General features: G+C 66.0%; 17 protein-coding genes. 3 read left to right on the top strand and 14 right to left on the bottom strand.

The window, feature by feature from the left end; genetic code table 11:
* Nucleotides 1-8 precede the first annotated feature (8 nt).
* The 14 genes from map to H5393_RS02740 form a co-directional block, all read right to left on the bottom strand.
* The gene (gene map, locus H5393_RS02805) at nt 9-821 is read right to left on the bottom strand and encodes a type I methionyl aminopeptidase (RefSeq protein WP_182763774.1); all 813 of its coding nucleotides are present in this window, start codon (nt 819-821) and stop codon (nt 9-11) included.
* 2 nt (nt 822-823) lie between these two features.
* The gene (locus tag H5393_RS02800; RefSeq protein WP_182763775.1) at nt 824-1,402 is read right to left on the bottom strand and encodes an adenylate kinase; all 579 of its coding nucleotides are present in this window, start codon (nt 1,400-1,402) and stop codon (nt 824-826) included.
* Nucleotides 1,399-2,712, bottom strand: a complete 1,314-nt coding sequence (gene secY, locus H5393_RS02795) for a preprotein translocase subunit SecY (protein ID WP_182763776.1) — start codon at nt 2,710-2,712, stop codon at nt 1,399-1,401. Before secY ends, H5393_RS02800 begins: the two co-directional genes overlap by 4 nt.
* A gap of 183 nt (nt 2,713-2,895) precedes the next feature.
* Entirely contained in the window at nt 2,896-3,336 is a 441-nt protein-coding gene (rplO, locus tag H5393_RS02790) for a 50S ribosomal protein L15 (protein ID WP_182763777.1), read from the bottom strand.
* Between the two features lies 1 nt (nt 3,337).
* Nucleotides 3,338-3,520 carry a 50S ribosomal protein L30 gene (gene rpmD / locus H5393_RS02785; RefSeq protein ID WP_076058020.1) on the bottom strand — a complete coding sequence of 61 codons (183 nt, stop codon included), beginning with the start codon at nt 3,518-3,520 and terminating at the stop codon, nt 3,338-3,340.
* Nucleotides 3,520-4,134 (bottom strand): 30S ribosomal protein S5, encoded by a 615-nt coding sequence (gene rpsE, locus H5393_RS02780; protein WP_076058018.1) that lies wholly within the window; start codon nt 4,132-4,134, stop codon nt 3,520-3,522. Before rpsE ends, rpmD begins: the two co-directional genes overlap by 1 nt.
* A 24-nt stretch (nt 4,135-4,158) precedes the next feature.
* Complete coding sequence (gene rplR, locus H5393_RS02775; RefSeq protein ID WP_076058016.1) at nt 4,159-4,542, bottom strand: 50S ribosomal protein L18; 384 nt, start codon at nt 4,540-4,542, stop codon at nt 4,159-4,161.
* 3 nt (nt 4,543-4,545) lie between these two features.
* Nucleotides 4,546-5,088 carry a 50S ribosomal protein L6 gene (rplF, locus tag H5393_RS02770; protein ID WP_076058013.1) on the bottom strand — a complete coding sequence of 181 codons (543 nt, stop codon included), beginning with the start codon at nt 5,086-5,088 and terminating at the stop codon, nt 4,546-4,548.
* 27 nt (nt 5,089-5,115) lie between these two features.
* On the bottom strand, nt 5,116-5,520 hold the full coding sequence (rpsH, locus tag H5393_RS02765) for a 30S ribosomal protein S8 (protein WP_182763778.1): 405 nt from the start codon (nt 5,518-5,520) through the stop codon (nt 5,116-5,118).
* Between the two features lie 76 nt (nt 5,521-5,596).
* On the bottom strand, nt 5,597-5,782 hold the full coding sequence (locus tag H5393_RS02760) for a type Z 30S ribosomal protein S14 (RefSeq protein ID WP_076058010.1): 186 nt from the start codon (nt 5,780-5,782) through the stop codon (nt 5,597-5,599).
* 7 nt (nt 5,783-5,789) lie between these two features.
* Entirely contained in the window at nt 5,790-6,419 is a 630-nt protein-coding gene (gene rplE, locus H5393_RS02755) for a 50S ribosomal protein L5 (protein ID WP_076058008.1), read from the bottom strand.
* Nucleotides 6,419-6,787 (bottom strand): 50S ribosomal protein L24, encoded by a 369-nt coding sequence (gene rplX / locus H5393_RS02750; RefSeq protein ID WP_076058006.1) that lies wholly within the window; start codon nt 6,785-6,787, stop codon nt 6,419-6,421. Before rplX ends, rplE begins: the two co-directional genes overlap by 1 nt.
* 1 nt (nt 6,788) lies before the next feature.
* Nucleotides 6,789-7,157, bottom strand: coding sequence for a 50S ribosomal protein L14 (rplN, locus tag H5393_RS02745; protein WP_076058004.1), 369 nt, complete (start codon nt 7,155-7,157; stop codon nt 6,789-6,791).
* 282 nt (nt 7,158-7,439) lie between these two features.
* Nucleotides 7,440-10,739, bottom strand: coding sequence for an ABC transporter ATP-binding protein/permease (locus H5393_RS02740; protein ID WP_182765410.1), 3,300 nt, complete (start codon nt 10,737-10,739; stop codon nt 7,440-7,442).
* 146 nt (nt 10,740-10,885) lie between these two features.
* Between H5393_RS02740 and H5393_RS02735 the strand changes: the two genes are divergently transcribed.
* From H5393_RS02735 to H5393_RS02725, 3 genes are all read left to right on the top strand, one after another.
* Nucleotides 10,886-12,802: a hypothetical protein gene (locus H5393_RS02735; protein ID WP_182765409.1), complete on the top strand. Its 1,917-nt coding sequence runs from the start codon at nt 10,886-10,888 to the stop codon at nt 12,800-12,802.
* A 75-nt stretch (nt 12,803-12,877) separates the two neighbouring features.
* On the top strand, nt 12,878-13,258 hold the full coding sequence (locus tag H5393_RS02730; RefSeq protein WP_076060654.1) for a phage holin family protein: 381 nt from the start codon (nt 12,878-12,880) through the stop codon (nt 13,256-13,258).
* A 26-nt stretch (nt 13,259-13,284) separates the two neighbouring features.
* Nucleotides 13,285-13,908: a DUF6498-containing protein gene (locus H5393_RS02725; RefSeq protein WP_182765408.1), complete on the top strand. Its 624-nt coding sequence runs from the start codon at nt 13,285-13,287 to the stop codon at nt 13,906-13,908.
* Nucleotides 13,909-13,935: the final 27 nt, after the last annotated feature.

Below are 13,935 nucleotides of genomic sequence, written 5' to 3'. Positions count from 1 at the left end.
GGAGCGGCTCAGTCGGACAGCGGGCCGAACAGATCGCCGAGCCGGGAGGCCCCGCCGTCATGCTCTGTGAGCACCCAGATGCCGTGCTCTGTGAGCGCCACGGTGTTCTCCCAGTGGGAGCCGTTCGAGCCGTCGCGGCTGACGACAGTCCAGTCGTCGTCGAGCTCGAGGGTCTGGTGCGTGCCGGTGGTCAGCATGGGTTCGATGGCCAGCGCCATACCCACCGACAACCTGGGAGTGGGCCGACGGCGGTGCCAGTTGGGCACGTCCGGGTCCATGTGCATCTCCGAGCCGATGCCGTGGCCGGTGTACTCCCGCAGCGTGCCGTAGTGCGTGGGGAGGCTCTTGACGTAGCCCTCGATGGCCTTGGAGACGTCGCCCACCCGGCCGCCGTCGCGCATCGCCCTGGCGCCGGCCCAGAAGGCCTCGCGGGTGGCGTCGATGAGCGCTTCGTCCTCCGCGGTGCCGGACCCGACGATGATGGTGCGTGCCGCGTCGCCGTGCCAGCCCTCCACGATGGCGCCGAAGTCGATGGAGACCACGTCGCCGTCCTGCAGCACCCTGTCACCGGGGATGCCGTGGACCAGTTCGTTGTTGGTGGAGATGCACGCCACGCCCGGGAACGGGGTGCCGTAATCGCCGTAGCCCAGGAAGGAGGACTCCGCCCCATGGCGGGCCAGCACCTCGCGGCCCACCGCGTCGACCTCGGCCGTCGTGACCCCGACGGTGGCGGCCGCCACCATGGCGTCGAGGCCTTCGGCGACCACCAGGCCGGCCCTGCGCATGAGGCGCAGCTCGTCGGCCGACTTCAGTTCGATCATGCTCACCGGCGGCTGAGGTGCAGGTCGAGTTCGTCAAACATGCGCTGCTGCACTTCCTCGACAGTGCCGGTGCCCTCGATGTCGACGAGGAGGCCCTTCGACTCGTAGTGGAACAACAGCGGAGCCGTCTGGCCGGCGTAGACCTCCATGCGGCGACGGATGGTGTCGGCGTTGTCGTCCGCCCGGCCCTCCTTGGCCGCACGGGCCAAGAGCCGTTCGACGAGCGCCTCAGGCTCGACGTGTAGCGATACCACCGCGTCGAGTTGCTGGCCCTGCTCCGAGAGGTAGCGGTCCAGGAAGTACACCTGATGCATGGTGCGGGGGAACCCGTCCAGCAGGAAGCCGGGCTCGCAATCCGGCTGCGCGAGCCGATCGGCGACGATCTGCTCAGTCATGTCGTCGGGTACGTACTCGCCCGCGTCGATGATCTCCTTGACCTTGATGCCGAGCGGCGTCTGGTTCTTGATGTTGAACCGGAAGATGTCGCCGGTGGAGATCGCAGGGACACCGTAGCGGTCGGCCAGCGCTGTTGCCTGCGTGCCTTTCCCCGCGCCTGGGGCACCCATGATCAGCAGTTTCACCGCAGGAAGCCCTCATAGTTGCGCTGCTGGAGCTGGCTCTCGATCTTCTTGACCGTGTCCAGGGCTACGCCGACGATGATCAGGATGGAGGTACCGCCGAAGGGGAAGTTCTGCTGGGCGCCCACTGCCATGAAGGCGATGGTGGGGATGAGGGCGATGGTGGCCAGGTAGAGCGAGCCGGGCGCCGTCAGACGCGAGAGCACGTAGGCCAGGTAGCGCTCCGTCGGCTTGCCTGCGCGGATGCCCGGGATGAAGCCGCCGTACTTCTTCATGTTGTCCGAGACCTCTTCAGGGTTGAAGGTGATCGACACGTAGAAGTAGCAGAACGCGACGATGAGCACGAACTGGACCAGGTTGTAGACCCACGAGTACATGCCCGTGCCGGTGAAGTTGGCCTGGATCCACTGGGAGACGCCGCTCTCCGGCCGGAAGGTGGCGTAGAGGACGGGCAGGTACATGATCGACGAGGCGAAGATGACCGGGATGACGCCGGACTGGTTGACCTTCAGCGGGATGTAGGTGGTGGAGCCGCCGACGAGGCGACGACCGACCATGCGCTTGGCGTACTGCACCGGGATGCGGCGCTGGCCCTGCTCCACCCAGATGATGCCGAGCATGACGAGAAGACCGATGCCGATCACGAGGAAGAAGAGGATCCAGCCGGTGGCGCCCTGGTGCGACTGCTTGATGGACCACAGGCCCGTCGGGAAGCTGGCGATGATCTGGGTGAAGATCATGATCGACATGCCGTTGCCGACGCCGCGCTCGGTGATGAGCTCGCCCATCCACATGATGATGCCGGTTCCGGCAGTCATGACCATGACCATGGTGACCAGCGGGAACAGTTCATCGGAGTAGAGGATGCCCTCACAGCCCGGGAGCAGCTGTCCCGTGCGGGCCAGAGTCACGAACGCGGTGGCGTTCAGGATGGCCAGGACCAGCGTCAGGTAGCGGGTGTATTCGGTGATCTTCGCCGTGCCGGAGGCGCCCTCTTTCTTGAGGGCCTCCAGACGCGGGATCACGACGGTGAGGAGCTGGAGGATGATCGACGCGGTGATATAGGGCATGATGCCCAGCGCGAAGATCGTCAACTGCAACAGCGCCCCGCCCGAGAACAGGTTGATGATGTTGTAGATGCCGGCGGATGGCCCCTGAGTGGCGATGGCCAGACACTCATCGATGCGTGCCATGTTCACGTTCGGGGAAGGGATCGTCGACCCCAGGCGGAACACGGCGATGATGCCCAGCGTGAAGAGGAGCTTCTTACGAAGGTCCGGCGTCCTCAACGCATTAGCCAAGGCGGAGATCATCCGACCCCTACTTTCCAGGTAGCAGATACTTTCGACCGCGCAATCGCTGCACGGCAACCAGGGCAGCCTATCAAGCTGATAGTCCCTGCTGAAACTCAACTCACAGTGTGAGTGAGCGGGACAGGAAAGCGGGGCGGCTCCGGAACCGGAGCCACCCCGCCGTCTCTGTCTCTGGTGACCGAATCAGAGTTCGGTCACGGTGCCACCGGCACCCTCGAGCTTCGCCTTGGCGGAGTTCGAGAACGCGTTGGCGGTCACGTTGAGGGCAATGGAGACATCCCCGTTGCCCAGCACCTTGACCAGGTTGCCTGCGCGCACCGCGCCGGCCGCGACCAGATCCTCGACGCCCACTTCGCCGCCCTCAGGGAAGAGCTCAGCGAGGCGGCCGACGTTGACGACCTGGTATTCGACACGGAACGGGTTCTTGAAGCCCTTGAGCTTCGGGAGGCGCATGTGCAGAGGCATCTGCCCGCCCTCGAAGTTCGCAGGGGTGTTCTTACGCGCGCCGGTGCCCTTGGTGCCGCGACCTGCGGTCTTACCCTTCGATCCCTCACCACGGCCAACACGGGTCTTAGCCGTCTTGGCGCCCGGGGCGGGCTGCAGATGATGCAGTTTCAGCGCCATCTCACTTCACCTCTTCCACGGTGACCAGGTGGGCCACGGTACGGATCATGCCGAGAACCTCGGGACGATCCTCCCGCACCACCGAGTCACCGATGCGCTTGAGTCCGAGCGTACGCAGCGTGTCACGCTGGTACTGCTTGCCGCCGGCCGAAGACTTGGCCTGCGTGATCTTGAGGTCTGCCATCAGGAGGCCACCCCTTCTTTGGTCTCGCGGGCAGCGCGGAGGAGAGCCGCCGGGGCGACATCCTCAACCGGCAGACCGCGGCGCTTGGCCACGGCTTCCGGCATCTCGAGCTGCTTGAGCGCCACCACAGTGGAGTGGACGACGTTGATGGCGTTGGCCGAGCCGAGCGACTTGGCGAGCACATCGTGCACGCCGGCGCACTCGAGCACCGCACGGGTGGCGCCACCGGCGATCACACCGGTACCGGGGGACGCGGGGCGCAGCAGCACGACGCCACCGGCCTTCTCGCCCTGAACCGAGTGCGGGATGGTGCGCTGGATCAGCGGCACGCGGAAGAAGTTCTTCTTGGCCTCTTCAACGCCCTTGGCGATAGCGGCCGGAACCTCCTTCGCCTTGCCGTAACCGACACCGACCATTCCCTCGCCGTCACCGACGACGACCAGTGCGGTGAAGCTGAAGCGCCGACCGCCCTGGACGACCTTGGCGACACGGTTGATCGCCACGACCTTCTCGAGGTACTTGTTCTCTTCCTTGGAAGCCTGCTGGCCACGACGATCGTCACGGCCACGACGCTCCCCCTGAGCACCGCTACGGCGCTGCTGGGTTTCACTCATCGTGATATCCCTTTCCTTTCGTCGTTAGAAGCCGAGCCCGGCCTCGCGGGCGGCGTCGGCAAGTGCCGCGATCCGCCCGTGGTACTTGTTGCCGGCACGGTCGAAGACGACGTTCTCAACGCCGGCTGCCTTCGCACGCTCAGCGATGAGAGCACCCACCTTGCGGGCCTTCTCGGACTTGTCGGCCTCAACGGTACGCAGGTCGGCTTCCATGGTGGAGGCCGAAGCGAGCGTCTTGCCGGCCCGGTCGTCGATCACCTGAACGAACAGGTGACGAGCGGAGCGGGTGACAACCAGGCGGGGGCGCTCAGGCGAACCGCTGATCTTCTTACGGGCACGGAGCTGGCGACGCGAACGCGCAGCGCTCTTGGCGGCCAACGTCTTGTTGGTCCTGATCGAAATCGCCATGGATTACTTACCAGCCTTTCCAGCCTTGCGGCGGACGTGCTCGCCCGCATAGCGGACGCCCTTGCCCTTGTAGGGCTCAGGCTTGCGGAGCTTGCGGATGTTTGCCGCAGTCTCTCCGACGACCTGCTTGTCGATGCCCTGGATCGTCAGCTTCGTGGGGGTCTCCACGATGAAATCGATGCCCTCAGGGGCGTCGATGATCACCGGGTGCGAGAAGCCGAGCGCGAACTCGAGCTGCTTCGGACCCTTGGAGATGACACGGTAGCCAACGCCGACGATTTCGAGTTTCTTCTCGTAGCCCTCGGTGACGCCCACGATCATGTTGTTGACCAGGGTGCGCGTCAGGCCGTGGAGGGAGCGGGACTCACGCTCGTCGTTGGGACGGGTGATTTCCAGCTGGCCCTCGTCGGTCTTGTCAACGCTCAGCGGCTCAGAAATGGTCAGCGACAGCGAGCCCTTGGGCCCCTTGACGTCGACCTGTCGGCCATCGAGCTTGACGTCGACACCGGACGGGATGGTGATGGGCATCCTGCCAATTCGCGACATATCAGTTTCTCCTCTTCCTTCGCCCGGTCACCAGACGTAGGCGAGTACTTCGCCACCGACGGACTTGGCCTTGGCGTCACGATCGGTCAGAAGACCCTGCGACGTCGAGATGATGGCGATACCCAGGCCGCCGAGGACCTTGGGGAGATCGGTGGCCTTCGCGTAAACGCGGAGGCCGGGCTTACTCACGCGCTTGAGGCCCACAATGGAGCGCTCGCGCGAGTCGCCGTACTTCAGGGTCACCTTCAGGACCTTGCCGACCTGGCCTTCGACCTCGGTGAGCTCGTAATCGGTGATGTAACCGTTCTTCTTGAGGATCTCGGCGATGCCCACCTTGATCTTCGACGACGGCATGGACGTGGAGTCCTGGTACGCCTGGTTGGCGTTACGCAGACGTGTCAACATGTCTGCGATCGGATCAGTCATCGTCATGACTATTGCCTCTTTCTCACACCGGTTTCCGGCTGCCCGGACCTGGTGTTAGTTGATTCTGACGTAGTGGGTCTCGTCACCAGGACGACTTGGTCACGCCCGGGAGCTGACCCGCGTGGGCCATCTCGCGCACGCAGACGCGGCACAGGCCGAACTTGCGGTAGACCGACTTCGGCCGGCCACACTTCTGGCAACGGGTGTAGGCGCGCACCGCGAACTTGGGCTTGCGGGCTGCCTTGACCTTGAGTGCTGTCTTAGCCATTAGTTACTCACTTCTTCTTCTTGGCGTAGAACGCAGGACCGCGCTTGGTCTTCTGCTTCTTCGGGTCGTCCTGCGCCTTGAAGGGGAAGCCGAGGTGCTTGAGCAGAGCGCGACCTTCCTCATCGTTGGCGGCCGACGTCACAAAAGTGATGTCCATGCCACGGACGCGGTCGATCTTGTCCTGGTCGATTTCGAGGAACATGACCTGCTCAGACAGACCGAAGGTGAAGTTGCCGTTGCCGTCGAACTGGTTGCCGTTCAGGCCACGGAAGTCACGGATACGGGGCAGCGCCAGGGTCAGGAGACGGTCGGCGAATTCCCACATGCGGTCACCACGGAGGGTGACGTGGGCGCCGATCGGCATGCCTTCGCGCAGCTTGAACTGGGCGATCGACTTGCGGGCCTTCGTGACGGTGGGCTTCTGACCGGTGATCGCCGTGAGGTCCTTGAGGGCCCCTTCGATGATCTTCGAGTCACGTGCAGCCTCACCGACACCCATGTTCACCACGATCTTCACAAGACCGGGGATCTGCATGACGTTGGCGTAGTCGAACTCCTGCTGGAGTGCGGGCACGATCTCTTCGCGGTACCTGGTCTTCAGGCGCGGCATCGCGTTGGTGGTAGCGGTGGCGGTCATCAGATCTCCTCCCCCGTCTTGCGCGCGATGCGCACGGAGCGCTCCGCCTTGTACTCGGAACCGTCGGGACGACGCTTGGACACCTCGACGCGCTTGTAACCGACGCGCGTCGGGACCTCCTTACCGTCGACCTTCACCACGAGCTGCACATTGCTGACGTGGATGGGGGCCTCGACGTTGATGATGCCGCCTTCGACCTTGCGACCGGTCGCGGTCTGGGACTCACGACGGTGCTTCTTGACGAGGTTGACACCCTGGACCGTCACACGCTCGTTGGCGGGATCGACAGCGATGACCTCGGCGACAACGCCCTTGTCCTTACCGGACAGGACCTTGACGCGGTCACCCTTCTTGACGTGGAGCGACATGTCAGATCACCTCCGGGGCGAGCGAGATGATGCGCATGAACTTCTTGTCACGCAGCTCGCGGGCCACAGGCCCGAAGATGCGCGTGCCGCGGGGTTCACCGTTGGCGTTGAGGATCACGGCGGCGTTCTCGTCGAACTTGATGTAGGAACCGTCGGGACGACGGCGTTCCTTGGTGGTGCGGACGACGACGGCCTTGACCACGTCGCCCTTCTTCACGTTGCCGCCAGGGATCGCGTCCTTGACGGTGGCGACGATGGTGTCGCCGAGGAATGCGTAGCGACGTCCGGAACCGCCGAGCACACGGATGCAGAGAATTTCCTTTGCACCAGTGTTGTCGGCGACCTTAAGTCGCGACTCCTGCTGGATCATTACTACTCCTTGCTCCACCGGTTCCTCGTGAAAGGCCTTGTGAAACTAGAAACGAACCCCCTGGATTTTGCCAGGAGGGAACCCCCAGCTCGAGGGAGAGGAGGTTGTGGCGAAGCCTGGGAAAGGTCCCCCCGAAGGGGCACAGACCCAAGGCAACCTGATTAGTCTAGCCCAGCGGCACCAACGCGCGAAATCGCCCCCACTGAGCGGTTCACCCTACCCCACACCGGCCGCCCGGACCTGAGCGCCACTCCCCTGACCCGGTGGCCGACGCCGGCGGCGTCACTCGCTCCGCAGCGCCTCGACGGGGTCCTTGCGCGAGGCGGACGAGGCGGGCAGCAGACCCGCGACGGCGGTGAGCGCCATGCTGATCAGGACCAGGCCGACCGCCGCCTGCCACGGGAGGACCGCCACATTCGGGACGTCGAACCGGGCATAGACGATGGCGTTGGCCGGGATGGTGAGCAGCGCGGTGATCGCCACGCCCAACACGCCGGCGACGAAGCCGACGATGAGGGTTTCGGCGTTGAAAACCCGACGGATGTCGCGCTTGCTGGCGCCGACGGCGCGCAGGATGCCGATCTCCTTGCGCCGCTCCAGGACCGAGATGTAGGTGATCACGCCGATCATGATCGACGACACCACCAGGGAGATCGCCACGAACGCGATCAGCACGTAGCTGATGGTGTTGATGATGTCGGTGACCGAACTCATCAACGCACCCACCAGGTCGGAGTACGTGATGACCTGTCCTTCGCGCCCGGTGTCACGCATCCGCTCGTTGTAGGAATCGAGCAGGTCGGTGATCTGCGCTTTGGACTCGAAGTCGATGGGATAGATGTTGACGGCCGACGGCTCGTCGGGCGACGCGTAGCCCAGGGTCCTCATGGTGGACTCGTAGGTCGCCGCCCGGGTGGAGGCGGCCGACATCAGCAACTGCGTGAGCTCCTCCTGGCTCTTGTCCATCTGGAACGAGGCCATGAACGCGTCCTGGTCGATGCTCACCGCCCCCCGCAGGTCGTCGGCCAACCCGGCCATCGAGGATTCGACCGCACTGCCCAGCTGCGCGGTGATCTCGTCGGTCAGTTGCGCAGCGACATCACCCATGTAGACCTGCATCACCTGTTCGAGGTAGGAGCCGAGCTCCGCCTGGAGTTGCCGCTCCAGCGCGTCGGTGTCCACCACGTCCAGGGCGGTGTCGAGCAGCGCCTCCTGCTGGTCCGCGAGGAACACCTGGGCGTTGCCGCTCACGTCAGCGGGATCCAGGCCCTGCTCGGCGGCCCAGGCGAGGTAGGCACCCAGCTGGGTCTCGACGGCGGTTCGGTCGATCCCCAGTTCCAGCGCGATCGCAGTCAGCGTCGAGTCCGCCTCGGGTGAGGCCAGGAAGGCGGGCATGGCGACGGTCGGATCAGCCGGGTCCAGACCGTTCTCATTGGCGTAGATGGTGTACGTCTGCAGGAAGACCGGCAGCTGGGCCAGGATCTGTTCGGTGCTGACGGCGGGCAGCTCCGGCATCGGCACCGCGGGCATCTCGGGCAACCGGATGAGGCTGGCCGGATCGAGACCCTCCAGCACCGAGGTGAGGTCCAGCGGGGGCAGCTTCGCCGGGTCGACGCTGAGCGACGACATGTCTAGGTCCAGCTCGAGGCCGCTCAGATCGGGCTGCAGCTTCGATTCGTCGACGGTGAACGCGGCCGTGACGGCCTCCTCGTCGATGGTGAACAGTGAGGTCAGGTCCAGCTCCTCGCGGGGCGCCTCATCTGTGAATCCCCGGCCGGTGAACACATTGACCGACGGCTCGGCGAGCTGCTCGCGGACGATGGGCGCCTCCGCCGCCTCCGCCATCAGGTACTCGGTCATGGCCGGCGTGTAGTAGATGCCGGGGCTCAGGGTGGCGCTCCCGTCGCCGGTGGGCCGCGCGATCCCGACCACCTTCACCGGCGTGCCCTCCGCCACCAACTGCGCGACGTGGCTCTGGTCCTGGCTACGGTCCGTCCACACGTCGAAGTCGTCGTCGTGCACGTAGTAATCCGCCGCGTTCACCAGCTTGAACGAGACGTCCATCACCTGGTCGTAGGAGAAGTCCCGGGTGGTGGTGGGTGTGACGACGTCTTCTTCAGCCATCATCTGCCGGACCATCTCGTCGAGCTGGGCGGGATCGAGCAGTCCCATGGCGTAGAGCGCGAGGTCGCTGACGCCTCCGGTGTCCGTCAGCACCACGAGCATCTCGTCGTGCGCGGCGGGCCAGCGCCCGGAGACCACGTCGTACTGCTCCTCGACCAGACCCAGGTCGCCCACCAACTCGTCGAAGGCGCTGCTCCGCAACCCGGCGGTCACCCCGCCCGCCGCAGGGGAGCGCGCGAAGCCGAGCGCCACCATGGCCGCGTCGGGGTTCACCTGGCGGGGGTCGCTGCTCCCGTCGTCGGCGTACAGCTGGGGGGTGACGTCGTAGGTGTACTCGACGGCGTTGACCAGCGAGTCGATCCCGCCGCCGTTGTCGTCGAGGTAGGTCTTGAGTGAGCCCAGGTCGTTGGTGCCCACGCTCGAGAACATCTTGGCCATGAGCGGCACCTCACGCACCTGCGCGTCGTCCGCGCCGCCCGGCCCGTCGTCCCCCAGCCCGCCGGACACCAGCATCGCGGTCATGTCGAAACCCTGCGCTTGAATGGTGAGCGGGTACTGCGAGAGCGTGTCCTCCTCCACACCCTTGATGTAGCCCTGGACACCGTTGGCCAGGGCCAGGATGGCGGCGATGCCGATGATCCCGATGCTGCCGGCGAACGACGTCATGAGCGTGCGCCCCTTCTTCGTCATCAGGTTGTTGAAGGACAACGCGATGGCGGTGAGGAAGCCCATGCTCGTGCGACGGGCCCAGCCGTGGCCGGCCGGGGCGAGCGCTGCGGGGAGGAAGGGATCCGTGTCCTCCACCACCCGGCCGTCGCTGAGGTGCACCGTGCGCGTGGCGTACTGCTGGGCGAGCTCGGGGTTGTGGGTGACCATGACGACGAGCCGGTCCATCGCGATGCTCGTCAACAAGGCCATGATCTGGACGCTGGTGGCCGAATCCAGGGCGCCGGTGGGCTCGTCGGCCAGCAGGATCTCCGGATCGTTGATGAGCGCCCGGGCGATGGCGACGCGCTGCATCTGCCCGCCGGAGAGCTGGTTGGGCCGCTTGTGGATGTGCTCCCCCAGCCCCACATCCTCGAGTGCCGCCCGCGCCCGGCGGCGGCGCTCCGAACGCGTGACACCTGCCAGCGTGAGCGCGAGTTCCACGTTGGCCAGCACGCTCTGGTGCGGAATGAGGTTGTAGCTCTGGAAGACGAAGCCGACGCGGTTGTTGCGGTAGGTGTCCCAGTCGCGGTCGCGGTACCGCTCGGTGGAGACGCCGTCGATGACCAGATCGCCAGAGTCGTACTGGTCGAGCCCACCGATGAGGTTGAGCATGGTGGTCTTGCCGGAACCGGAGGGGCCGAGGACCGCGACGAACTCACTGTCGCGGAAGGCGATGGAGACGTCGTCGAGGGCGACCTGACTGAAGTCGCCTGTGGTGTACGACTTGCGCACATCCCTCAACTCGAGCATGTCGGGCCTCTCCTGATGGCGTGTGTTCCCGTTCCAGTTTCCCACTGACCGAAAACGGGTTGTCCACAGGGTCGGCAACGCGTGGTGATCCCGTGGACGGTTTGACCACAGTGGTGGTGCCAGACCCCATCCCCCTTGGAGAAACAATGACGTGGCGTCCGCTCTGTACCGCCCTGATCGCGCTGTTCACCTTCGCGCTCATGATCCCCACCGCCTCCGCCCGTCCGCAGGACGGCCACCTCACCGATTCGGGTCACATGGTGGCCCTTTCGGGCACCGGCACCAACTGGTACGGCGCCTACCACGTGGACAGGCAGACGGCCTACTGCGCGGACCTCATGGCGGACGGTCCCCGCAACGCCTCGTCCTGGGTACAGGCCCCGGCAGGCTACGTCCTCCGCAAGCAGAACCGGGCCAGCCACGGCACTCACGGCAACGGCAGCGCCGCGGCCACCGACCGTGAGTTGGCCGAACTGGCCTGGGTCCTCATGGCCACCGGACAGCAACCCGCGCCCGATATCGGTGCGGCGGTGGAGCACTTCGTGCGGCTACGGACCATCGACGGCGCACACCAGCAGGCCCGCGAGGAGCAACGCTGGGGCGCCGTCGTCACGGCGCACCCGGGTGCGCGGGCCCAGTTCGACCGGCTCGAGAGAGAGGCACGGCTCTATGCCGGCCCCTACACTCTGGAGTTCAACTGGCAGGTCCGGCCATCGCGCAAGTCCCCCACGGGGCACGTGATCGTGGCGGTCCGGAGCGCGGCTGGGGTGGCGGTCCCGCATCGTGCGTTCAGCGTCGCGGGAAGCGGCAACCTTCAGATCGTCGAGGCTCCCACGTCCACTGGGGAGGGCGGCGGCGCCCACGTGCGGGTTTCCCTCCCGTCCCCCGAGGAGTCCACGGTGCGGGGCACGTTGTCGGTCCAGGTGCGGGGTCTGCCCGGCGCCCGACCAAAGCTGTACCTCCCCCAACCGGCCACCGTGCAGCGCCTGCTCGCCGCTCCGGACCTGGTCAAACTGAACGACTCCGTGAGCGTGGAATTGAAGCCAGAGGTCTTCCACCCCACGCTCACCACCAGGACCCGCGACGTCATCGCGCACAGCGGGGCACCGGCGGTTGACATCATCACCCTGACGAAGGGCCGGCCAGGTGCGGAGTTCACCGGCACCAGCGCGCTGTACGGGCCGTTCGCCTCCCTGGCAGAACTGAAGACGTCCTCGCGCTCGGACGCGCCCCTGGTGGACACCGCAACGTTCTCCGGCAGATACGACGCCCATGGCGACGCGGAGGTGGCCACCACCGAGCTCCGCTTCCCAGAGGCCGGCTACTACACCTGGGCGGAATCCCTGGACGCGCGGCCGACGGTGGTGCCACCCGCTCCCCCTGCCTGGCCACAGCTGCCGGAGACCAGCGTGGTGCTGAACCCGAGCGTCACGTCAGTGCTGACCGCCGACGGGGCGCGGGAACCCGCGGAGGTCGGCACGGTACTGGCGGACCGGATCGACCTCGGCGGCATCCCTCCCGGCCTGGAGGTACCCGGCAGTGATGAGCCCCTCAGCGTCAGCGTCTCCGGGAGGATCGCCGGCCCCGTGGCCGCCGTCCGGACGGCGGCCGGGGACTCCTGCGAGGCCGTCGACTGGACGGATGCCGCCACCCTCGTCGAGTACGAAGACACGGCATGGACAGGGGAATCACTTGACGGGTTGGCGCGCTCTACGCCGACGACGCCGGGCTGCTACTCAGCGGAGGCGACGGTGACCATCAGGCACGGGACCGCCACTGTGGGCACCAGCCGGCATCCGTTGGGCGTCCCGGAACAGACCATCCTCGTCACCCCGGCACCACGGCCCACCCCCGAACTGCCCTCCCCCAGCCCGTCCCCGACTCCGTCACCGACGCCTTCACCGACGCCTTCACCGGCACCTTCGCCGACACCTTCGGCGCCGCCCTCCCCGCAGCCCACGCCGCTCGCAGCCCCGCCGTCGGGATCTGCCACGCAGACCACCCACAGCCCGTTCCCTGCAGTCACCCGCACCCGGCCGGGTCTCCCCTCCACCGGACGCTGACGGATGCGCGCAGATCAGGGGTTGATCAGGGTGCGAACCCCAGACGCGCACCACGCGCCGTGGCAGGCTTGAGACATGCAGTTCATCGGCAGGCTCATCGTCACCGCACTCGCCACCGCCATCGCGGTCTGGCTGGTGCCCGGAATCACGCTGTCTTCACCCACCCTCACGGACAAGGTGCTCACGCTGCTGGGCGTTGCGATCGTCTTCGGGCTGGTCAACGGCATCGTCGCGCCCCTCGTGAAGGGGCTGGGCACCTGTTTCATCGTGCTGACCCTCGGCCTCGCCCTGCTCGTCATCAACGCGCTCATGCTGATGCTCACCTCGTGGCTGGCGCGCCTCCTCGGCCTGGGATTCCAGGTCGACGGCTTCTGGCCCGCCTTCTGGGGAGCGATCGTGATCGCCATCGTCGGCGCCCTGTTCGGCGGCCTCCTCGGTAGCCGCAACAAGGACTGAACCCGTCCCCCGGCATAGTGGAGCCGGTGAATTCACCGTATCTACCAGCGATAGGGCTGGCGGTCATCAACTCGGCTGTGCAACTCGTCGGGGTGCTCGCCTTCGGCTGGCCGGCCGGCAACATCTTCCTGCTGCTCTGGATCGAGAACCTGATCATCACGCTGGTGGCGATCGTCCGCATGGCCCGCGTGACCGGCGCCCCAGATGGCGACGGCAGTGCGAAGGTGAACATCTCCATCCGGCTGCTGCTGGGCACCTTCATCCACGGCGTCTTCAGCGGCATCCTGGCCGTCTGGAGCGGTGTCGAACTCACGCTGGCCATGTTCGTGGGGCCGTTCGTACTGCTGGTGGTGCGCTACGCCGTCGAGACCCTCACCTGGTACCTGCGCGACGAGCGCCCCACCACTCTGTCGCAGGCCCATGGCTTCGCGGTGCGCCGAGTGGTCATGCTGCACTTCGCCATCATCGTGTGCTGGATGGTCATGGTGTTCGGCACCGTGCAGGAACAGCTCAACGGACTGCCTTCGGGGCTTCCCCCTCTCCCGCTCCTGGCGCTCAGCGCACTCCTGGTGATCAAGACCATCGCGGAGGTGCGTGCCGTCAGGCGCGGCCCCAACGCCGGCACGTCCTGGAAGTTGCCCACTCACTGACCCCGAACAACGCATTGGCCCGCCCCC

Origin of the sequence: Tessaracoccus sp. MC1756, assembly GCF_014164735.1 — a bacterium.
Lineage (GTDB): Bacteria > Actinomycetota > Actinomycetes > Propionibacteriales > Propionibacteriaceae > Arachnia.
Note: the sequence above shows the minus strand (reverse complement) of the source record. Positions and strands in the feature narration are given on the sequence as shown.